General features: G+C 61.8%; 17 protein-coding genes and 2 pseudogenes. 8 read left to right on the top strand and 11 right to left on the bottom strand.

Annotated features, from left to right (window positions below; translation table 11 throughout):
• From BFP89_RS01795 to BFP89_RS01770, 6 genes are all read right to left on the bottom strand, one after another.
• Positions 1-1,199, bottom strand: a 1,199-nt coding sequence (locus BFP89_RS01795) for an ATP-binding cassette domain-containing protein (protein ID WP_065883612.1), incomplete at its 3' end; no start/stop codon positions are given.
• The gene (locus BFP89_RS01790; protein WP_065883611.1) at positions 1,196-2,200 is read right to left on the bottom strand and encodes a substrate-binding domain-containing protein; all 1,005 of its coding nucleotides are present in this window, start codon (positions 2,198-2,200) and stop codon (positions 1,196-1,198) included. The genes BFP89_RS01795 and BFP89_RS01790, both read right to left, overlap by 4 nt.
• A gap of 138 nt (positions 2,201-2,338) precedes the next feature.
• The gene (locus BFP89_RS01785) at positions 2,339-3,202 is read right to left on the bottom strand and encodes an SMP-30/gluconolactonase/LRE family protein (protein ID WP_065883610.1); all 864 of its coding nucleotides are present in this window, start codon (positions 3,200-3,202) and stop codon (positions 2,339-2,341) included.
• 16 nt (positions 3,203-3,218) lie between these two features.
• On the bottom strand, positions 3,219-4,799 hold the full coding sequence (locus BFP89_RS01780) for an aldehyde dehydrogenase (NADP(+)) (protein ID WP_065883606.1): 1,581 nt from the start codon (positions 4,797-4,799) through the stop codon (positions 3,219-3,221).
• Positions 4,800-4,810: 11 nt separating this feature from the next.
• The gene (gene araD1, locus BFP89_RS01775; RefSeq protein WP_065883604.1) at positions 4,811-5,800 is read right to left on the bottom strand and encodes an AraD1 family protein; all 990 of its coding nucleotides are present in this window, start codon (positions 5,798-5,800) and stop codon (positions 4,811-4,813) included.
• A 15-nt stretch (positions 5,801-5,815) separates the two neighbouring features.
• Positions 5,816-7,138, bottom strand: a complete 1,323-nt coding sequence (locus BFP89_RS01770) for an MFS transporter (RefSeq protein WP_065883602.1) — start codon at positions 7,136-7,138, stop codon at positions 5,816-5,818.
• A gap of 193 nt (positions 7,139-7,331) precedes the next feature.
• Between BFP89_RS01770 and BFP89_RS01765 the strand changes: the two genes are divergently transcribed.
• Together BFP89_RS01765 and BFP89_RS01760 are read left to right on the top strand one after the other, a co-directional pair.
• Positions 7,332-9,068 (top strand): IlvD/Edd family dehydratase, encoded by a 1,737-nt coding sequence (locus BFP89_RS01765; RefSeq protein ID WP_003173349.1) that lies wholly within the window; start codon positions 7,332-7,334, stop codon positions 9,066-9,068.
• A 48-nt stretch (positions 9,069-9,116) separates the two neighbouring features.
• Positions 9,117-9,839: a FadR/GntR family transcriptional regulator gene (locus BFP89_RS01760; protein WP_065883601.1), complete on the top strand. Its 723-nt coding sequence runs from the start codon at positions 9,117-9,119 to the stop codon at positions 9,837-9,839.
• 392 nt (positions 9,840-10,231) lie between these two features.
• On the opposite strand, the gene BFP89_RS01755 is transcribed toward BFP89_RS01760, so the two are convergent.
• Both BFP89_RS01755 and BFP89_RS01750 read right to left on the bottom strand, forming a co-directional pair.
• Positions 10,232-12,358, bottom strand: a complete 2,127-nt coding sequence (locus BFP89_RS01755) for a TonB-dependent siderophore receptor (protein WP_065883599.1) — start codon at positions 12,356-12,358, stop codon at positions 10,232-10,234.
• Positions 12,359-12,646: 288 nt separating this feature from the next.
• On the bottom strand, positions 12,647-13,738 hold the full coding sequence (locus BFP89_RS01750) for an NADH:flavin oxidoreductase/NADH oxidase (protein ID WP_065883597.1): 1,092 nt from the start codon (positions 13,736-13,738) through the stop codon (positions 12,647-12,649).
• A gap of 91 nt (positions 13,739-13,829) precedes the next feature.
• Here BFP89_RS01750 and BFP89_RS01745 point away from each other — a divergent pair, with 91 nt between their 5' ends.
• Positions 13,830-14,129, top strand: coding sequence for an ArsR/SmtB family transcription factor (locus BFP89_RS01745; RefSeq protein ID WP_065883595.1), 300 nt, complete (start codon positions 13,830-13,832; stop codon positions 14,127-14,129).
• A gap of 17 nt (positions 14,130-14,146) precedes the next feature.
• Here BFP89_RS01745 and BFP89_RS01740 read toward each other — a convergent pair whose 3' ends face one another.
• Genes BFP89_RS01740 through BFP89_RS01735 form a run of 3 tightly spaced genes read right to left on the bottom strand, consistent with a single transcriptional unit; the run spans position 14,147 to position 16,026 of the window.
• Positions 14,147-15,172, bottom strand: coding sequence for a GGDEF domain-containing protein (locus BFP89_RS01740; RefSeq protein ID WP_065883593.1), 1,026 nt, complete (start codon positions 15,170-15,172; stop codon positions 14,147-14,149).
• 2 nt (positions 15,173-15,174) lie between these two features.
• Entirely contained in the window at positions 15,175-15,345 is a 171-nt protein-coding gene (locus BFP89_RS29180; protein ID WP_256097302.1) for a hypothetical protein, read from the bottom strand.
• Positions 15,346-16,026 carry a hypothetical protein gene (locus BFP89_RS01735; RefSeq protein WP_256097301.1) on the bottom strand — a complete coding sequence of 227 codons (681 nt, stop codon included), beginning with the start codon at positions 16,024-16,026 and terminating at the stop codon, positions 15,346-15,348.
• A gap of 339 nt (positions 16,027-16,365) precedes the next feature.
• Here BFP89_RS01735 and BFP89_RS01730 point away from each other — a divergent pair, with 339 nt between their 5' ends.
• The 5 genes and pseudogenes from BFP89_RS01730 to BFP89_RS29175 form a co-directional block, all read left to right on the top strand.
• Positions 16,366-17,256, top strand: a complete 891-nt coding sequence (locus tag BFP89_RS01730; protein ID WP_065883591.1) for a bestrophin family protein — start codon at positions 16,366-16,368, stop codon at positions 17,254-17,256.
• Positions 17,257-17,398: 142 nt separating this feature from the next.
• Positions 17,399-18,481: pseudogene (locus BFP89_RS29605) on the top strand (cache domain-containing protein); the annotation flags it as partial.
• 345 nt (positions 18,482-18,826) lie between these two features.
• Positions 18,827-19,342 (top strand): annotated as a pseudogene (locus BFP89_RS29600) (methyl-accepting chemotaxis protein); the annotation flags it as partial.
• A gap of 248 nt (positions 19,343-19,590) precedes the next feature.
• Positions 19,591-20,181, top strand: coding sequence for an amino acid synthesis family protein (locus tag BFP89_RS01720; protein WP_065883587.1), 591 nt, complete (start codon positions 19,591-19,593; stop codon positions 20,179-20,181).
• A gap of 39 nt (positions 20,182-20,220) precedes the next feature.
• Positions 20,221-20,542: alpha/beta fold hydrolase (locus tag BFP89_RS29175; protein ID WP_256097300.1), on the top strand; the 322-nt coding region annotated here is incomplete at its 3' end.

Genomic DNA, 20,542 nt, shown 5'->3' with positions numbered 1-20,542 from the left:
CCGGACAGGTACATGATTTTCTGTTCGGCGCTGGGCGTCTTGACCTTCATCGCCTTGATTTGCCCGTCGGCGTTGCCCTTTTCCCAGCCATCACGCAGCAGCCAGCCGAACGCCGAATGCGCGCCACGGGCACTGATGTTGATGTTTTCAGCAACGCTGGACAGCGGAATGATGCCCTCCTTCTTGCGGTCTTCCGGACACAGCAGCACGCCGGCCGCGATGGCATCGCGGGGTGAACGCAATTGCAGCGGCTCACCGCACAACTCCAGGCTGCCGGCACTGGCGCGTTCCAGGCCGCTGAGCAGGCGGAACAGTTCCGTGCGCCCTGCCCCCACCAAGCCGAACAGGCCGAGGATTTCGCCTTTGCGCACGTTGAAACTGATCGGCTCGCGCAGGCCGGGGCCGAGCAGGCCGTCGACCTTCAGGGCCACTTCGCCGTGCTCGCGCGGGCGATAGTCGTAGATGTCCTGGATATCGCGGCCGACCATGCAGGTCACCAACTGATCGTGGCTCAGCGCGCTCATGTCCTCGAAGGTGCGCACGAAGCGCCCGTCCTTGAACACCGTCACCGCAGTGCAGATACGGAACACTTCTTCCATGCGGTGCGAGACATAGAGCACCACTTTGCCCTCATCGCGCAGGCGCGCAATGATCGCCATCAAGCGATCAATCTCACGCGCAGAGAGGCTGCTGGTCGGCTCATCGAAGGCAATCACGTGGGCGCCACGGGACAGCGCCTTGGCGATTTCCACCAATTGGCGCTGGCCCAGGGACAGGCGGCCGAGCTTTTCCTGGGGATCGATTTCATCGGCCAGGCCCTTGAGGCACGCCAGCGCCTGCTGGCGCAGCACGCTGCGGTTGACCACGCCAAAACGCGACGGCAGATGCCCGAGGAACAGGTTTTCGGCCACGGTCATTTCCGGCACTAGGTGCAGCTCCTGGTGGATCACCGCCACGCCGCTGGCAATGCTGTCGGCGGCGTTCTTGAAGGCCATGACCCGCTCGCCGATCTGCACCGTGCCGCTGCTGGGAATATAGGCGCCGCCGAGGATCTTCAGCAGCGTCGATTTACCCGCACCGTTCTCGCCCATCAGGGCGTGCACTTGCCCCGGGTGCGCGGTGAAGCTGATGCCATCGAGCGCCTTGACCCCAGGGAAGGTTTTGCCGATACCGTCAAAACGCAGGGCCGCAGCGGTCATTTCCACAGCCCGATCTTGGTCAGTTCTTCCTGGAAGTTGGCGCGGGTGATCAGGGTCACTTCGTCCATGGCGGTGTATTTGGCGGGCTCTTTACCGGTGGTGACCCACTCGTACATCGCCAGCGCGGTGTTGTAGCCCTCGATATGCGGGCTTGGCAGCATCGAGCCGAAGAAGCCGCTGTCGGCTTTCTTCAATTCGCCGATGGCGTCGGTGCCATTGATGCCGATGCCGATCACGTTGGCGGCCTTGAAGCCGGCGCTTTCAGTGGCACGTACGCCACCGAGCACGGTGTTGTCGTTCATGCCGCCGATGATCAGGTTTTTCGCGCCGCTGGGCAGCTTGACCAGGGCCGAGTTGGTGGCGTCCATGCTGCCGGGCACGTCGAGGGTTTTAAGCGCGGCGGTGAGGATGTGGTCCTTGGGAATGCCGGCTTCTTCCAGGGATTTGATCGAACCGTCGGTGCGTTTCTTGCCGGTGTCGAGTTCGTTGAAGGTGTTGATCACCGCGTAGGTGTCCTTCCAGTCCCAGCCGCGTTTTTTCGCTTCGGCGGCCATGGCGGCGCCCTGTTTCTGGCCCACTTCAAACGCGGCCATGCCCAGGTACGGCACGTCCTCCATGAAGTTGCCCTTGGCGTCGACGAAGCGGTCGTCCACGGCCATCACTTTGAGGCCGTTGACCTTGGCCTTGGCGACAATCGCCGGGCCGAGGGACACATCCGGCGGGCAGATCACAAAGCCCTTGGCGCCGTTGGCGGCCAGGCTGTCGATGGCCGACAGGGTTTTCTCGCCATCCGGCACGGCGATCTTGATCACGGTGAAACCGTGCTCCTTGCCGGCTTTTTCGGCGAAGGCCCATTCGGTCTGGAACCAGGGTTCTTCGGCCTGTTTGACCAGGAAGCCGATCTTCACTTCTTCAGCGGCCAGCAACAGCCCGCTCAAGCTCATGGCCGAGACCGCCACAGCGGCGCAGCACAGGGAACGCAAACCACGACGACGATTCATACGGGTGACTCCTTGTTGTTGTTTTGTGTTTTTGTGCAGGAGCGAGCTTGCTCGCGAAAAACCTGAGAGCACCGCGTTCATCCAGGATGAACGCGTTATCGTTGACGTTTTTCGCGAGCAAGCTCGCGCCTACAGGGTTTATCCGGCAAAGCGAGTGCAAGGTTTTCCAGGGACATCAACTTCCAGGGCCAGCACCGCACCGTCCAGGGGGTGACCCAGGGGGCTCGCGGCGCTGGTGATATACAGGGTGGTGAGATCCGCTCCACCGAACACGCAACTGGTGGGACGGCTGACCGGCAGTTCGATGATGCGGTCCACCTGACCGTCAGGCGCAAGGCGCAGCAGGCAACCGCCGTCCCAGCGCGCATTCCAGATATAGCCTTCAGTGTCCATGGCCGAGCCGTCCGGCCCGCCGCGTTCGTGCGGGCCGAACCACACCTGTGCGGGTGCCAGCCGGCCATCGGCGTGGATCGAATGCTGATAGAGCGTGCCATCCAGGCTGTCGCCAAAGTGCACCTGGCTACCCTCCTCGTTCCACAGCAAGGTATTGGGAATGCCCAAGCCGCTGAGCAACGGCGTGACCGTCGCATCGGCATCGATGCGAAACAGGCCGCCGGAGCGTCGTGTGATCGGCAGGTCTTCACCCTGCTCGCCGATATTGTTCTGCATTGTGCCCAGCCACAGTCGGCCCTGGGCATCGCAGCGCGCTTCATTGCCACGGTTGCCCGCTTGCGGGTCGGCGACGCACAGCAGGGTCAAGGCTTCGGTGCTCAAGTCCAGCCGGTACACACCGCTGCTCAGGGTCACCAGTGCATCGCCGCTTTCACAGGGAATGAACGCCGAGACGTGCTCGGGCAATTGCCAGACCCGCAACTGCCCGCCCATCAGGCGCAGCGCCTGCCGGGCGGCGATATCCACCCAGTAAAGGGCCTGGGACCGCACATCCCAGAACGGCCCTTCGCCCAACCGGGCACGGTGTGAGGTGACTGCGCTCAATGTCATGAAGCCTCCGGGTGACTTACAGCGATTCGCGAGACGGCGCGCCATCCACCAGCCGCTGGATACGCAGCGGATTGGCGTTCTTCAGCGCGTCGGGCAGCAGGCTGTCGGGGTAGTTCTGGAAGCACACCGGGCGCAGGAAACGATCGATGGCCAAGGTGCCGACCGAGGTACCACGGGCATCGGAGGTGGCCGGGTACGGCCCGCCGTGCACCATCGAATCGCAGACTTCCACGCCGGTGGGGTATCCGTTGAGCAGGATGCGCCCGACTTTCTGCTCCAGCAGCGGCGTCAGCTCGGCGAACTGTTGCAGGTCGGCCGGCTCGCCAATGATCGTGGCCGTCAACTGCCCGTGCAGGCCGTGCAAGGCGGTGCTGAGCTGGGCCTGGTCGGCGACTTCGACAAACACCGTGGTGGGGCCGAAGACTTCTTCCTGCAGCACTTCGTCGCCGTCGATCAACAGGCGTACATCGGCTTTGAACAGTTGCGGCTGCGCCTGGTTGCCCGATTGCGCGTTGCCGGCCAGGTGTTCAATGCCAGGGTGGGACAGGAGTTTTTCCAGGCCCTTGCCATAGCTGCCCAGGGTGCCGGCGTTGAGCATGGTCTGCGCCGGTTGCTCGCCGATCAGCTGCGCCACTTGTTGGGTGAATGCGCTGAATTCGGGGGAAGCGATGCCGATCACCAGGCCTGGGTTGGTGCAGAACTGACCGCAGCCTTGCACCACCGAGGCGGTCAGGTCGCGGGCCACGCTTTCGGCCCGTGCCTTGAGGGCCTGGGGCAATACAATCACCGGGTTGATGCTCGACATCTCGGCAAATACCGGGATCGGTTGCGGGCGGGCTGCGGCCATGTCGCCAAGGGCACGGCCGCCCTTGAGCGAGCCGGTAAAGCCCACCGCCTGGATCGCCGGATGCTTGACCAGCGCTTCGCCGACGCCGCCACCGAAAATCATGTTGAATACACCGGCGGGCATCTCGGTCGCTTGCGCAGCACGAATGATTGCATCGGCGACCTGTTCAGCCGTCGCCATATGACCGCTGTGGGCCTTGAACACCACCGGGCAGCCTGCCGCCAACGCCGCCGCGGTATCGCCACCGGCCGTGGAAAACGCGAGGGGGAAATTGCTTGCACCGAACACGGCGACCGGGCCGAGGCCGATGCGGTATTGGCGCAGGTCCGGACGCGGCAGCGGCTGGCGATCCGGCAGTGCCTTGTCGATGCGCGCACCGTAGAAATCACCACGGCGCAACACGTTGGCGAACAGGCGCATCTGGCCGCTGGTGCGCCCACGCTCGCCCTTGATACGCGCAGCCGGCAAGGCGGTTTCGCGGCACACCAACTCAACGAAGTTATCGCTCAACGCATCCAGTTCGTCGGCGATCGCATCCAGGAACTGCGCGCGCCGCGCCGCACTCAAGGCGCGGTAGGCTGGATACGCCTGCGCGGCGGCCCTGGCGGCGGCGTCGACTTCCTCCGGGGTGGCCTGATAGAAGTCCTGGGGCAAGGCCTGGCCTGTGGTCGCGTCGACGCTTTGCAGCTTGACGCTGCCGTTGGCGCTGCGCTGGCCGCCGATGTAGTTGTGGCCGAGGAACTGGGTCATGGGGCTCTCCTTTAAAGGGTGATGACGTTACCGGGTTCGAATGCCGCATCGCTGCTGCCGACGCTGTTGACCAGCGGCGCGCCGAACTCAGCCTGGCTGATCTCGAACACATCGCCGGCCTGGGTACGTATACCGTCGGCGAATGACAGTGTGGCGGTGCCGAAGAAGTGAATATGCACATCGCCGGGCTTGAGGAACTGGCGGTATTTGAAGTGGTGGTACTCGAGGTTTTCCAGGCTGTGGCACATATTGGCCTCGCCGCTGAGGAATTCGTTCCGCCAGATTTCCTCGCCGTTGCGCAGGATGCGGCTGGTGCCCGACAAGTGCTGGGGCAACTCGCCCACGCGCACTTCCGGACCATAGCTGCAACTGCGCAGTTTGGAATGGGCCAGGTACAGGTAGTTCTTGCGCTCCATGATGTGGTCGGAGAATTCGTTGCCCACCGCAAAGCCCACACGATAGGGCTTGCTGTCCGGGCCGATCACGTAGAGGCCGCCGATTTCCGGCTCTTCACCGGCATCTTCGGCGAACGGTGGTACCGGGAAGGCAGCGCCCGGGCGCACGACGGTGCTGCCGTCGCCCTTGTAGAACCACTCCGGTTGCACGCCCGCCTGGCCGGCCGCCGGCTTGCCGCCCTCCACGCCCCATTTGAAGATGCGCATGGTGTCGGTCAAGGCGGTCTCGTCGCCGGCCTGGTGCATCTTGTCCCGTGCCGAAGCGCTGCCCAGGTGGGTCAGCCCGGTGCCGCTGATGAACATGTGCGCAGGGTCCGGATGATCCAGCGGCGGCAGGACCTTCAGGTCGGCCAGCAGGCTCGCATAGTCGTGGCTGTCGCCCAGACCAAGGCTGTTCACCTGCTGCTCCAGGCCCACCCCCGCTTCGATGGCGGCCAGGGCCAACTCGCGCACGCTGCGCGCGCTGCGCACCTCACGCAGTTGGCTGCCCTCGACGACGCCGACGCGGCGTTCGCCGTTGCTTGACTCGAACTGAACTAAACGCATGAATTTTCTCCCAGATTAAGGTCGTGTGGCGCCACGGGCGCTGGCGGCGAATTGGTCGACGGGCAGCACATGCTTGCGCTCCAGCACACGGTAGACCACGCCGGTCAACACCAGCCCGAACACCATCACCGCCGACAGGAAATACAGGCCCGAAGCCAGATTGCCGGTGTATTCCTTGAGCGCACCGATCACGAACGGGCCGATGTAGCCGCCGAGGTTGCCCACCGAGTTGATCAACGCAATACCCGCCGCCGCACTGGCGCCGGCGAAGAACCGCCCCGGCAAGGTCCAGAACACCGCCGTGCAGGAAAACAGGGCGAATGCGGCCAGGCACAGCGCCGCCATTTGCAGTACGGGCGCACTCAGCCAGGCACTTGAAAACAGGCCGATGGCGCCCAGCACATAGAGCACGGCGAGATGGCCATAACGGTCGTTCAGGCGGTCGGAACTGCGCGGGATGATCAGCAGACCGATGATGCCGAAGAGGTAGGGGACGGCGGAGATGAAGCCGGTAGTGAGGTCACTGCCGCCGAACTGCTTGATCAAGGTCGGCAGCCACAGGCCCAGGCCGTAGATGCTCAGGGTCACCGGCAGGTAGAACAGCGCCAGCAGCAACACGCGCTTGTCTTTCAATGCATGCAACGGGTTGCCGTGGCGGGTCTGGCCGTAGGCTTGCAAGTCTTTGTTCAACTCACCCGTGAGCCAGGCCTTTTCTTCCTCGCTCATCCACTTGACCTGCTTGGGGCCGTCCGGCAGGTAGCGCAGCACTGGCCAGGTCAGCAGGATCGCCGGGGTGCCGATCACGATAAACAGCCACTGCCAGCCGTGCAGGCCGAGCATGCCATCCATGCCCAGCAGGCCGCCCGACACCGGGCCGGTGATCATCATGGCGATGGGTTGGGACAGAATGAACAGCCCGAGGATCTTGCCGCGATGGCGCACCGGGAACCATTGGGTGATGTAGTACAGCACGCCCGGAAAGAACCCCGCCTCGGCCGCGCCGAGCAGAAAGCGCATCACGTAGAAGCTGTGCGGCCCCTGCACAAAGGCCATGCCGATGGTGATGGTGCCCCAGGTGATCATGATGCGCGCAAACCAGCGCCGCGCGCCGAAGCGGTCGAGCATCAGGTTGCTGGGAATCTCGAACAGGAAGTAGCCAATGAAGAACAACCCGGCGCCCAGGCCATAGGCCGCATCGCCGATGCCGACGTCGGCGCCCATGTGCAGCTTGGCGAAGCCCACGGCGGAGCGGTCCACGTAGGCAATCAGGTACAGCAGGATCAGGAAGGGAATCAGTTTCAGCGTGATGCGCCGAATAAGCCGCAGTTCCTGGCTCATGGGGGTCGATCTCCGATTGTTGTTTTTATAGAAGCTCGGGGGACGCCTCTCGCGAAAATCCGCCAGGGTCATACCTCAGTTGAGAAAGACTATATAGTAGGACTATTTACAAAACAACTCTTCCAAAGCTTGGTTTTTGCGCTTATGTTTAGCTACGGTTAGAACATATAGTCATACAATAAGAGAATCGATCATGTCTGATAAAAAGCCCGGCCTACGCTCCGCCCAGTGGTTTGGTACTGCCGACAAGAACGGCTTCATGTACCGCAGCTGGATGAAGAACCAGGGCATTGCCGACCATCAGTTCCATGGCAAGCCGATCATCGGCATCTGCAACACCTGGTCGGAGCTGACCCCGTGCAACGCGCATTTCCGCCAGATCGCCGAGCACGTCAAACGCGGCGTGATCGAAGCCGGTGGTTTCCCGGTGGAATTTCCGGTGTTCTCCAACGGCGAATCGAACCTGCGCCCTACCGCCATGCTCACGCGCAACCTGGCGAGCATGGACGTGGAAGAAGCGATTCGCGGCAACCCGATCGATGGCGTGGTGCTGCTGACCGGCTGCGACAAAACCACCCCGGCGCTGCTGATGGGCGCCGCCAGCTGCGACGTGCCGGCCATCGTCGTCACCGGCGGGCCGATGCTCAACGGCAAGCACAAGGGCCAGGACATCGGCTCGGGCACGGTGGTGTGGCAGCTCAGCGAACAGGTCAAGGCCGGCACCATCACCCTGGATGATTTCCTCGCGGCCGAAGGCGGCATGTCGCGCTCGGCGGGTACCTGCAACACCATGGGCACCGCGTCGACCATGGCCTGCATGGCCGAAGCGCTGGGCACATCCCTGCCGCACAACGCGGCGATTCCGGCGGTGGATGCGCGGCGTTATGTGCTGGCGCATATGTCCGGCATGCGCGCGGTGGAGATGGTGCGCGAAGATTTGAAACTGTCGAAGATTCTCACCAAAGAAGCGTTTGAAAACGCGATTCGCGTCAACGCGGCCATTGGCGGTTCGACCAACGCGGTGATTCACTTGAAAGCCATCGCCGGGCGCATCGGCGTCGAGCTCGATCTGGATGACTGGACGCGCATCGGCCGTGGCATGCCGACCATTGTCGATTTACAGCCGTCGGGGCGCTTCCTGATGGAGGAGTTCTACTACGCCGGTGGCCTGCCCGCCGTGTTGCGCCGTCTCGGTGAAGCCAACCTGATCCCGCACCCGAATGCCTTGACCGTCAACGGCAAGTCGTTGGGCGAGAACACCAAGGACTCGCCGATCTACGGCCAGGATGAGGTGATCCGCACCCTCGACAACCCGATCCGCGCCGACGGCGGTATCTGCGTACTGCGCGGCAACCTGGCGCCACTCGGTGCGGTGCTCAAGCCGTCGGCCGCCAGTGCCGAGCTGATGCAGCACCGTGGCCGCGCGGTGGTGTTCGAAAACTTCGACATGTACAAGGCACGCATCAACGACCCGGAGCTGGACGTGGACGCCAACTCGATCCTGGTCATGAAAAACTGCGGGCCCAAGGGTTACCCGGGCATGGCTGAAGTGGGCAACATGGGCCTGCCGGCCAAGTTGCTGGCCCAGGGGGTGACCGACATGGTGCGCATTTCCGATGCGCGCATGAGCGGCACGGCGTACGGCACGGTGGTGTTGCACGTGGCGCCGGAAGCGGCGGCCGGCGGGCCGTTGGCTGCGGTGAAGGAAGGCGACTGGATTGAGCTCGATTGCGCCAATGGGCGCCTGCACCTGGACATCCCCGACGCAGAGCTGGCAGCGCGCATGGCCGACCTGGCGCCCCCTGAAAAACTCATCGTCGGCGGCTATCGCCAGCTGTACATCGACCATGTGCTGCAGGCCGACCAGGGCTGCGACTTCGACTTCCTGGTGGGTTGCCGAGGGGCTGAAGTCCCACGGCATTCCCACTAATTGGGATGCTATGATGCCGCGAATCTAAGTCAGAGCCTTCCCGTCGTTATGGATCACCAGCCGCCCAAGCCGCGCAAGAGCCAGCATGCCCAGATCGTTCAGGACCTGGGCATGCACATCGTTTCCGGCCGCTTCAAGCCCGAAGAACGTCTGCCCATGGAGGCCACGCTCTGCGAGGAATACAAGGTCAGCCGTTCGGTGCTCCGCGAGGCGACGCGGGTGCTCAGCGCCAAGGGCCTGGTGTATTCCAAGCCCCGGGTGGGCGCGGTGGTGCGGCCACGCTTGAAATGGCACCTGCTCGACCCGGACGTGCTGTCCTGGTTGATGCAGTCCACGCCCCACAGCGAGTTTTTCAACACGCTGGCGGGCGTGCGGCGCATTCTCGAACCGGAAATCGCCGCCATGGCCGCGACCACCGCCACCGATGAAGACATCGCCATCATCGAACGCGCCTACCAGGGCATGGAAACCGCCAAGACCCACGAAGAACTGTTGCAGGCCGACCTGGATTTCCACCGTGCGATTGCCGACGCCACGCGCAACGACCTGCTCGCCTACATGTGCAACATGCTGTCGCTGCCGTTGCGCGAGTCGATCAACATCACCAACCGTCGCCCGGATATCCAGGGGTTGAGCCTGCCCCGGCACAAAGCAATTCTGACCGCGATAAAAAACCGTGACGCGCTGGGCGCGCGGCATGCCTCGCTGGTGCAGTTGGATGACACCCGCGTGGCGCTGGATACGGTGATGAATGTGTTGACGCCGTTGTAGCGCGTCCAGGGAATAAATGGAATCAAATGTGGGAGGGGGCTTGCCCCCGATGGCGGTGGGTCAGCGACAACAGAGCTGGCTGACATACCGCATCGGGGGCAAGCCCCCTCCCACATTTGCACCGGGATCGACACACGATACCGGTCGGATTCAAGCCTGCGTTCGGGCACACCGAGCCTAAGCGAGGTGCCGAGTGGTGGGGCAAGAGCGTTTTGCTTACTTTTGCGCTTTTCAAAAGTGAGCCGCTGTAAAAGCGGAACCCTAAGTGGCCGTTACCGCAGAAACGGATATGTACTCGATCCGATCCAACATCCTGGCCAGCCCTGAGGCCGCCATCGGGGGCAAGTCGAATCGTCGCACCGCCCCTCCCACATTTGGATGTGCGTTCACATTTAGAGGGTGTAGGCGATGCCCACCTGCACCGTGCGCGGCTCGCCCGGGTAGGCATAGAAGTTCAGGAACGAGCCCTCTTCGTATTCACGGTTGAACAGGTTCTTCACATCCAGGTTGAGCCGCACGTTCTCGTTGACCTTGTAGTAACCGAGCAGGTCGACCACCGTGTAAGCGTCCATGGTGAAGGTGGAATTGGCGGTCTGCCCGGCACGATCAGCCACGTATTTGCCACCGGCGCCAAGGCCCAGGCCCTTGAGTGCGCCATCCTGGAACTCGTACACGTTGAGCAGGCTGAAACTGTTGCGCGGGATGTTGGCCTGACGCGTGCCGGTACGAATCGTAGTGTCCTTGGTGACGGCGGCATCCACATAGGCATAGCCGCCGATCATCCGCCATTCAGGCGTCAGGTTGCCGGCCACGTTCAGGTCGAAACCACGGCTGCGCACCTCGCCGGTCGCGACCTTGAAATCGGCGTTGAGCGGGTCGACACCCTGGACGTTCTTCTTTTCGATCTGGTAGATCGCCGCGTCGACGCTCAGCTGTTTATCCAGCGCTTCCCATTTCACGCCCATCTCATAGGACTTGCCTTTCTCCGGCTCGAACCCGCCACCTTGACGGCTGGCACCGGTGTTCGGCTTGAAGGAACGCGCGGCATCGGCGTAGACCGCGACGGTGTCGGTGAGGTCATACATCACGCCGACGCGCGGGGTGACGGCGTTGTCGGCGGCGTTCCAGGGTTTGACGCCCGACACGTAGGAATCGTACTGGTGCTCGAAGCGCTCAAGGCGTGCGCCGGCGAGGACTTTCAAACGTTCGGTCACCGCCACCTGGTCCTGGACGAAGACCGCATAGGTCTTGAGGTTTTCTTTATCGTGGGTCGGCGTGCGGGTCAGCGCCGGACGTGGCTGGCCATAGACCGGGTTGAAGATATCGATCGGGAAAGCAGCGCTGGAACGTTGGATGATCGACTTGTAGTCGTAATCCTCGTACTCGATGCCAGTCAACAAGGTGTGCTCGAAACCGCCAGTGGCGAAGTGCCCGGTCAGGTTGAGCTGATAATCCTTGTCGGACCATTCCAGCTTGCGGTAGTTGAAGTTGCGCTGCAGGGTGCGGCCGTCAGCGCCCAGGCTGCTCGCGTTATTGGCCTCCACGCCATCGCCCTTCATCGTGCCGTCCAGCCACTGGAACCCACCGCCCAGGGTCCAGTTGTCGTTGAGCAGATGCTCGAAACGCAATTGGGCTGTGTTGTTATCGTTGTGCAGGTCACCGGCGTACTTTTCACCCCAGAAGGTGTCGCGCGACGGCGTGCCGCGCTGGTTGGCAAAGCGGGTCAGGCCGCGATCCAGCGGGTGGTTGTTGCGTATGAAGTCGCCTTCGAAGATCACCTTGGTCTCATCGGTCGCTTGCCAGGTCAGCACCGGGGCCACGCCGTAGCGTTCGGTGGAGACATGGTCGCGGAACGTATCGCCGCCCTCGCCCACCACATTCAGGCGATAGGCCAGGCGGCCTTCTTCATCCAGCGGGCCGGACGCATCCAGGGTGCCACGCTTCATGCCTTGATCATCCAGTTGGCTGCCCAGTGTGACCGTGCGCTCGGCCAACGGCTGCTTGGACACCACGTTGAAGGTGCCGCCGGGATCGCCCCGGCCGTAGAGCATGGTCGCCGGGCCACGCAACACTTCAAGACGTTCGATCGTGTTGGCGTCGGGCATGGCCGGGTAGCCGCGGTTGACGGGGAAACCGTTGCGATAGAACTCTGCCGTGGTAAAACCGCGCACGGTGAAATTGGTAAGGCCCTGGCCGCCGAAGTTATTCGCCCGGCCCACCCCGCCCGCGTAATCGAGCGCATCTTGCAGACGGGTCGCACCGATGTCCTCGACCACGTCTTTGGAGACCACGGTGATGGACTGCGGTGTTTCATGGATGGATGTATCAGTACGCGTCGCACTGGCTGAACGTGTGGCGTGGTAGCCCTTGACCGGTCCTTGAGCCGTCTCGAAATCCGCCGTGCCGGTCACAGTGGTCGCTTGCAACTCAAGGCTGGTTTTTTCGGTGGGGGCACTATCTGCCCAACTGAACGGGGAAAACGCCTGCAGCACACAGATGGAAATCAGGGTACGACGCATGGATGTTGAACCTAGTGAATGAGCCAGATGGGGCGGCAAACCTGCCAAGAATTCGCCGCGCATCATATATCAATGCATTCTCGTTTGATATCCGTTCTCATTTGTTATTTTTCGTGTATCAGCTTTGTACGAAGTGACGCGGATTGTCTGGTGGATGAAAAACAAATGTGGGAGGGGGCTTGCCCCCGATGGCGGTGTATCAGTCAAAAATATCGAGACTGAGCCACTGCTATCGGGGGCAAGCCCCCTCCCACATTTAGATATGCACAAAAACGCTTTTTACTGGCCTCAGCGATAGCGCTCCAACCAGTGCGCATAAGGCGCCGGCAAGGTCCAGGAGGCGTTGTCCACGCCCAGCTCCTTGGCCGCAAAGTACGCCCAATGCGGATCGGCCAGGTGTGCACGGCCCACCGACACCAGGTCAAGTTGCCCGGCCTGCAGCGCGCCTTCGGCCAGTTGCGGCGTACCAAAGCCCCACGCCGACGTCACCGCAATACCCGCTTCGCGGCGCACACGCTCGGCGATCGGGCCCAGGAAAGCCGGGCCCCACGGGATGTTGGTGTCGGGAATGGTGAACCCGACGCTGACGCTCAGCAGGTCCAGACCACCGGCCTTGAAACGGCGCGCCAATTCGATGGACTCGGTGAGGGTCTGCTCATCGCGACCGTCGTATTCGATTACACCGAAGCGTGCGGTAAGCGGCAGGTTTTCCGGCCAGACTTCGCGCACGGCGGCCAGGGTTTCCAGGAGGAAGCGGCTGCGGTTGTCGAAGCTGCCACCGTAGGCGTCGGTGCGCTGGTTGGAGTGTTCGGAAAAAAAGCTCTGGCCCAGGTAACCATGGGCGAAGTGCAGTTCGATCCACTCAAAACCGGCATCCCGGGCGCGACGGGCGGCGTCGACGAAATCCTGCCGGACCCGGGCGATATCGTCCAGGGTCATGGCACGCGGGACCTTGGGCAGGTTCTCGCCGAACGCAATCGCCGACGGGGCGATGGTTTCCCAGCTACGGGCATCGGACGCAGGGATGTGGTCGTCGCCTTCCCATGGGCGGTTGGCGCTGGCTTTGCGACCGGCGTGGGCGATCTGGATACCCGGTACGGAGCCCGCCGCCTTGATGGCCTTGACCATGGGCACGAACGCCTCGGCATGGGCATCGCTCCAGATACCGGCGCAGCCTGGGGTGATACGCCCCTCAGGCGAGACGGCGGTGGCCTCGACCACCAGCAGGCCGGCACCGCCACGGGCCATGCTGGCCAAGTGCACGTGGTGCCAGTCATTGACCATGCCGTCGTCGGCCCTGTATTGGCACATCGGTGGAATGGCAATGCGATTGCGCAGGGTAACGTCTTTGAGTTTGAACGGTTCGAATAATGCGGACATCAGATACTCCGAGAGAAAGGTGGTTGATTCGATAGTTCGATGGTAATCGAACTATGGTGTTCAGTGCTACCCCCCTGTTATGATTTGCTCCATGCGCGCATTCAAACACCCTACCCTGCAAGAACTCACGCTGGAGCGTCTGCTTTACGCCCTCAGCGACCCCGTGCGCCTGGAAATCGTGCGCTGCCTGGCCGATGTGCCCGAAGCCACCTGTGGTGAACTGGACGGTGGGCGACCCAAATCCAGCGTGTCCCACCACTTCAGGGTATTGCGCGACGCCGGCCTGGTGAACACGCGCAATGTGGGCACCACCCACATGAACTCATTGCGCCGTGATGAACTCGAGGAGCGTTTCCCCGGGTTGCTGGCCAGCGTACTGGCCCAGCGCTGAATCACGCCGGCAGCGCTTCAGGCCGCGACGGGCCGCAGCAGCGCGCCATCCAGATGCACACAGTCCTTGCCATTGCGCTTGGCGCCATACAGGTTCTTGTCGGCGATCTTGAGTACCATCGACAGTTCGTCACCTGAGGCAAAGCGCGCCATGCCGGCACTGCACGTATAGTTGTGCGGGGCCGCGACGCTGCAACGGATCGCCTGCAGCAAATCCAGCACAAACTCGCAGGCAAACGCCGGGTCATCGCCCTGCAACAGCACGCCGAACTCTTCCCCGCCGATCCTTCCAAAGCTGTAGCTGCCTTTGGCGTTTTTCAGGCAGAGCGCCATGGCGCGCAGAATCTTGTCCCCAACGTCGTGGCCATACCGGTCGTTCATCGCCTTGAAACTGTCGATATCGAGCATGATGAAATAGCCACCGTGGCCGCTGTCGAGCAGCTTTTCGAAGCTCTGCATGAACGCGCGCCGGTTGAGGATAGACGTCAGGTAATCGGTCTCGGCCAAGGCGCGAAACTCACTTTCCACCAGCAACACCGAACGCAGGTTCTTCAGGTACGAGTAACTGAGGATAAAACCGATCGACACCGACGAGGCGCAAAATATCAACAGGTAGCCTTGGGTTGAGGCATACAGCTCGGCCTGCATGGGCGACCACAGGATGAGCCACACCGACAGCGCGCCGACCAGATAGTCCTGAACGCTGATAAACAGGATGGCGCTGCCGACCACCAGGGTGACCGCCAAGGGCAAGCCATAGATACGCAATTGCGGATTCAAGTGAATCACATAGGCAAACCCCACTGACAACAGCACGATGTAGGTCACCCCCAGCAAGCGCCACAGTAGAAAGTTCGTCGTCAGCGAATGAACACGGCAAACAAGCAACAGGGCAAGGGTGACACTCAACATATACAGGTCCAACAGCGTTGCCTGCATCCAACCGATACCTGTCCAGGCAATGATGCCTATCCATTCGGCTTGCGTGACCGCAGGCGACAACAACCTGCGCATCCTGGGTCTTAACTTCAAGTGAGCCGGCATCCTTACGCTCCCATTTCAATAGCATGCAGGCCCACCGCAAATGAAAAGGCCATGAACCGCTTTACCAGGCTGACGAAGGGTGGCAGCACTTCCAGGCGGGTCTTGGAGTGCGCTTTGAAATAGCCCTTTTCAACGCCCTCCTGAACCATTCGGATAATGTGGGTCTTGGACACCTAAAGTTGCTTGGCCAATGCAAGATAAGACGATGACCTGAACGTTGCCCGATCATTTTCCGGCGCAAAGGCGTCGTTATAAATGGCCAGCATCAACAGGTGCCCGGCGTCTCTTTTCACCAGCCAGTAACACTCGGGCAGCAATACATCGACCGTCAGGTCGGCGTCGAGAATGATGGCAAAACCCCTGAAGTAGAGGGCCAGGAAGCCGCGATCATCCAGCTCGCGCATCTTCCGGAATATCGCCCGGTCAGGGTACAGCCGCGCCAACGACTCGGTGAGCGAGTTCAACATCAAGCGTGCTTCACGGCAGGCTTCATCCGAAGGCGCATACACTCGGAAACGACTGTCTTCCGGATGCGGCGCCACCTCCATGAAACCCAGCGCGCGTAATAACAGAAACATTGATTCCAGGCTGTTTTTTGAACAATACCTGCGCGTCACGCACAGGGTTTTAACTTCGGACAACAACGGTAACGGTGTGGCGAAGTACTCACTCAATAACGCAAACGACACCATCAGACGACTGTATTTAAGTGCACTCTTATAGAAAAACGGTCGTCTGGAATAGGGCACGAGCAGCACGTGGTAATGCGCTCTCAAGCACGATTCAAAATCCTTATGACGTTCGATTGCTTGCGCGGTACTCCACATAGCCGACTTCAACGAACTGACATGCATGAAAGAGCCCTGATCATCCAACTTGATTCCTGATCTCAGCTACGAAATCCCTGCAGCCCGGCCCCAAAACAAATCACGTGGTAAACCCTGCGGTTAATGGCTTTTTGCCTCGAACGCAATGTACAGCGATTGCTGCGCAAGACGTCATCAGTACCAAAGTTGTTCCAGTTTCCCGGTGCGCCTGCCATCGGCAGTTCGAAGACACTTCCTGTTACATCCACACCGGCGTCGCGCCTTGCATTGACTAAAACACCCAGCCGGGTCTCGTTGGGCGAACCTTCATCCGCCTGCGGCGTCGTAACCTGGCATTGTCGCCAAACGCACGCGCGAGGTTCTCGTTTGAAAGCTGCCCTTCTCAAGAAATACCGCCTGATCATCAAGACCATGGGCTATGTGGGCTGGGCCCTGTTCTGGCTGTTGCTGTGGGATATCGCCGTCACGGTGGATTTCATGCTGTTCCTCAACTCCAAGATCAACCTGCCGCTGATGCCCCTGACCTTGCTGGGTTCGGCGCTGGTGGTGCTGATCAGCTTTCGTAACAGCAGCGCCTACAACCGCTGGTGGGAAGCGCGCACTTTATGGGGCTCGATGGTCAACAACTCGCGCAGCTTCGCGCGCCAGGTACTGACCCTGCTGGACGACCCCGGCAGCGAAGTGAACCCGATCAAATCCACCCTGCTGCGCCGTCATGTGGCCTATGTGAACTGCCTGGCCGCGCACCTCAAGGGCGAGCCCTGCCCGGAGGAAGTGCGCGCGTTCATCCCTGACGAGGAATTCGCGCGCAATGGCGCCACCAACAACTTCGCCAACGACATCCTGACCGGCTCGGCCGCCTTGCTCGCCCGGGAATACAAGGCCGGCCATCTGGACAGCATCCGCCTGGCGCGGCTGGAGTCGACCCTGGTGGACCTGTCCAATGCCCAGGGCGGCATGGAGCGCATCGCCAACACGCCGCTGCCCTACCCCTACGTGTATTTCCCACGGCTGTTCATTTCGCTGTTTTGCCTGATCGTACCGGTGGGCCTGGTGGAATCCCTCGGCTGGTTCACCCCGCTGGCCTCTACGGTGGTGGGCTTCATGCTGCTGGCCATCGAGCGTATCGGCACCGACCTGCAAAGCCCGTTTCGCTCCAGCGAACATCAGATCCAAATGGAAGCCATCTGCGAAACCATCGAAAAGAACCTGCAGTCAATGCGCCGCGACGCCCTGGCCGGCGATCAAATCGGCTGAGTCCCCGCCCTTCCCCCTCAAGTGCCGGCGCCCTCGGTCGATAAACCGAGGGTACGCATGGCCTCGGCCCCATAACAACGCATGCGACGCTTAGCACGACCGTTTCCCCTTGCCAAAACTATAAATACCCGCGGGTGAAGTCATGAATATCAAGCAGAAGCTGACATGGGCGTTTGCGGCCATCGCGTGCGTGCCGGTCATCCTGGTCGCCGTTATTGTGGTGTTGAATGTGCGCGAAGGCGCCCTTGCCAACTTTCTCGACAGCAGCGGGCGCGAGATCCGCCAGATCGACAATGGCATGAAGCAGTTTTTCGACGGCATCAGCCAGAACGTGGAATTCGTGGCCAAGGACCCGCGCGTTGTCGCGGCCAAGGACCTGAAAAGCTACGCCGGCGCGGATGGGGCGAAAGTCCCCCTGACACCGACCAATATCGAGCTGCTGGCGATATTCGACCAGTTCGCCAAAAGCCATCCCAGCACCGCCTACCTGTCCCTGGGCCTGCGCGATGGCGGCTACGCCAGCTGGCCGGACGACACCAAGCTGAACAACTACGACCCACGCGTGCGTCCGTGGTACCAGGCAGGCGTCGCTGCCCCGGGCAAGACCGTGCGCACCGGTGCCTACTACTGGGCACCGGACGATGTGGTGCTGATCGGTACCGTGCGCGCCGTCGCCGATGCCACGGGCAATATCCTCGGCGTGGTCGGCCTGGACGTGTCGCTCAAGCAACTCACTGAACTGGTGCGCACCATCAAGCTGGGCGACAGCGGCTACTTGATGCTGGTGGAAGACAACGGCAACGTGCTGGTAGACCCCAGCGATGCCAAGCACAACTTCAAGCCCCTGGCCGACCTGGGCCCCAACTACGCCGAACTGGCCAAGGGCGGCGACGGCGTGACTCAGGTCGACATCGACGGCGTGGCCTACATGGCCAACGTGGTCAGCTCCAAAGACCTGGGCTGGCGCTTTATCGGCCTGATCAAGCGCGATGAAGTAATGGCCGGGGCCACCCGCCTGACCTGGTTGATCGCGGCCATCGCCGCGGTATTGGCCGTCGTGTTCGCCATTGTCGGCGCCAGTTTCGCCCGCGTGATCGTGCGCCCGATTAGCGGCGTGGCCGATGGCCTGCAGGAAATCGCCGAAGGTGAAGGCGACCTCACGCGTCAGCTCAAGGTGCAAGGCAAGGACGAAACCGCCGTCCTCGCCGGCTGGTTCAACCAGTTCCTGGGTATGATTGCCCAACTGGTGCAACGCATCGGCAACGCGTCCTCGGACCTGCAAACCGCCGCCGCCGACACCAGCGAAGTGGCCAGCAACATGAACCAGGCCGCCGGTCGCCAACGCGAAGCGGTGGAACTGGTGAGCACCGCCTTCAACGAGATGGTGGCAACCGCCAATGAAGTGGCCCGTTCCTGCAGCGCCGCTGCGGTGAGTGCCGACGAAGGCTATCGCGACGTACACAACGGCCAGCAGCACATCGGCGAAGCCACCGGCAGCGTGCTCAAGCTCAGCGAAGACTTGCAGAAGTCGACCCAGACCATGCAGTTGCTGGAGCAGGACAGCCAGAACATCAACACCATCCTCGACACCATCCGTTCGATTGCCGAACAGACCAACCTGCTGGCGCTCAACGCCGCGATCGAGGCGGCTCGCGCCGGCGACCAGGGTCGTGGTTTCGCGGTAGTGGCCGACGAGGTGCGCGCCCTGGCCCGGCGCACCGCCGACTCCACCGGCGAGATCGACAGCCTGCTGGGCAATCTTGCCCGCCGCACCCAGGAAGTCACCCAACAAATGCAAGGCAGTTTGCTGGTGTCGCACACCAGCGTGGAGCGTATCCAGCAGGCCCGCGACAGCTTCGAAAAGATCCGTGGCTCGGTGGACTCGATTCGCGACCAGAACACCCAGATTGCCACGGCCGCCGAAGAACAGCACCAGGTGGCCGAAGAGATCAACCGGCACATCGCGCAGATCCATGCCGATGCGCAGCTGGTTGAAGAGTTTGCGCATACGGCGCAGACCGGCTCGGGGCGTTTGACCGACATTTCCGGTCAGCTCAACGGTCTGGTGGGCCGCTTCAAGTTCTGACGTCCTCTCCCAAGGCAGGCGGTGAGCCCTTCACCGCCTGATCGCTGCCCCCTTCCCCCCCTCAAGCACTGCCAGCGAGCAACTGTAGGAGCGAGCTTGCTCGCGAAAAACTTCAACGATAACGCGTGCCTCCTGACCGAACGCAGTGCCTGTGAGTTTTTCGCGAGCACGCTCGCTCCTCCAGCTATTGCGCTTCTCGTATTATGGTATACCATCATACGCAGACCCTCACTTAGACGGAGCAGCCCATGAGTTTCGAAATCCGCAAGATCGTCAGTTATGTAGAAGAGACCTTTATCGAGGGCGGCAAAGCCTCCGACACGCCCGTGAAAATGGTCGGCCTGGCCGTGGTGCTGAAAAACCCCTGGCTGGGTCGTGGTTTCGTCGAAGACCTGAAGCCGGAAATTCGTGCCAACTGCTCCGACCTCGGCGCGCTGATGGTCGAGCGCCTGGTCGCCATCATCGGCGGCGCCGAGAACATCGAGGCCTACGGCAAAGCGGCCGTGGTGGGTGCCGACGGCGAGATCGAACACGCCAGCGCAATCATCCATACCCTGCGTTTCGGCAACCACTACCGCGAAGCGGTCAAAGCCAAAAGCTACTTGAGCTTCACCAACAAGCGCGGCGGCCCGGGCACCTCGATCCAGATTCCGATGATGCACAAGGACGACGAAGGCCTGCGCTCGCACTACATCACCCTGGAAATGCAGATCGAAGACGCGCCGCGCGCCGACGAAATCGTCGTCGTGCTGGGCTGCGCCGATGGCGGTCGCCTGCACCCACGGATCGGCAACCGTTACATCGACCTGGAAGAGCTGGCGGCTGAACAAGCCCAGTAAGCAACACCGGCCATGACAAAAAGCATGCAGGAGCGCTCCATGATTCGGCTCACCGCTGAACGCACCCCGGCCGGCACCAGTTACCTGGCGACCGGCCAAGGCCAGCCTGTGGTTTTGATCCACGGCGTGGGCCTGAACAAAGAAATGTGGGGCGGGCAAGTCGTTGGCCTGGCCACGAAATACCATGTGATCAGCTATGACATGCTCGGCCACGGCGCCAGCCCGCGCCCGGCCGCCGGCACGCCGTTGCTCGGCTATGCGGACCAGTTGCTGGAGCTGCTCGACCACCTGCAAGTGCCCCAGGCCACGGTGATCGGGTTCTCCATGGGCGGCCTGGTCGCACGGGCGTTTGCCCTGCATT

It is taken from the genome of Pseudomonas sp. 31 R 17, assembly GCF_900004915.1.
GTDB classification, from domain to species: Bacteria; Pseudomonadota; Gammaproteobacteria; order Pseudomonadales; family Pseudomonadaceae; genus Aquipseudomonas; species Aquipseudomonas orientalis_A.
Note: the sequence above shows the minus strand (reverse complement) of the source record. Positions and strands in the feature narration are given on the sequence as shown.

Coding starts and splice junctions, on each gene's coding strand:
- BFP89_RS01745 (WP_065883595.1), top strand. CDS start 13,830: ATGCGCGCATTCAAACACCCTACCCTGCAAGAACTCACGCTGGAGCGT.
- BFP89_RS01790 (WP_065883611.1), bottom strand. CDS start 2,200: ATGAATCGTCGTCGTGGTTTGCGTTCCCTGTGCTGCGCCGCTGTGGCG.
- araD1 (WP_065883604.1), bottom strand. CDS start 5,800: ATGCGTTTAGTTCAGTTCGAGTCAAGCAACGGCGAACGCCGCGTCGGC.
- BFP89_RS01785 (WP_065883610.1), bottom strand. CDS start 3,202: ATGACATTGAGCGCAGTCACCTCACACCGTGCCCGGTTGGGCGAAGGG.
- BFP89_RS01720 (WP_065883587.1), top strand. CDS start 19,591: ATGAGTTTCGAAATCCGCAAGATCGTCAGTTATGTAGAAGAGACCTTT.
- BFP89_RS01765 (WP_003173349.1), top strand. CDS start 7,332: ATGTCTGATAAAAAGCCCGGCCTACGCTCCGCCCAGTGGTTTGGTACT.
- BFP89_RS01755 (WP_065883599.1), bottom strand. CDS start 12,358: ATGCGTCGTACCCTGATTTCCATCTGTGTGCTGCAGGCGTTTTCCCCG.
- BFP89_RS01735 (WP_256097301.1), bottom strand. CDS start 16,026: ATGCATGTCAGTTCGTTGAAGTCGGCTATGTGGAGTACCGCGCAAGCA.
- BFP89_RS01750 (WP_065883597.1), bottom strand. CDS start 13,738: ATGTCCGCATTATTCGAACCGTTCAAACTCAAAGACGTTACCCTGCGC.
- BFP89_RS01760 (WP_065883601.1), top strand. CDS start 9,117: ATGGATCACCAGCCGCCCAAGCCGCGCAAGAGCCAGCATGCCCAGATC.
- BFP89_RS01780 (WP_065883606.1), bottom strand. CDS start 4,799: ATGACCCAGTTCCTCGGCCACAACTACATCGGCGGCCAGCGCAGCGCC.
- BFP89_RS01770 (WP_065883602.1), bottom strand. CDS start 7,138: ATGAGCCAGGAACTGCGGCTTATTCGGCGCATCACGCTGAAACTGATT.
- BFP89_RS01740 (WP_065883593.1), bottom strand. CDS start 15,172: ATGCCGGCTCACTTGAAGTTAAGACCCAGGATGCGCAGGTTGTTGTCG.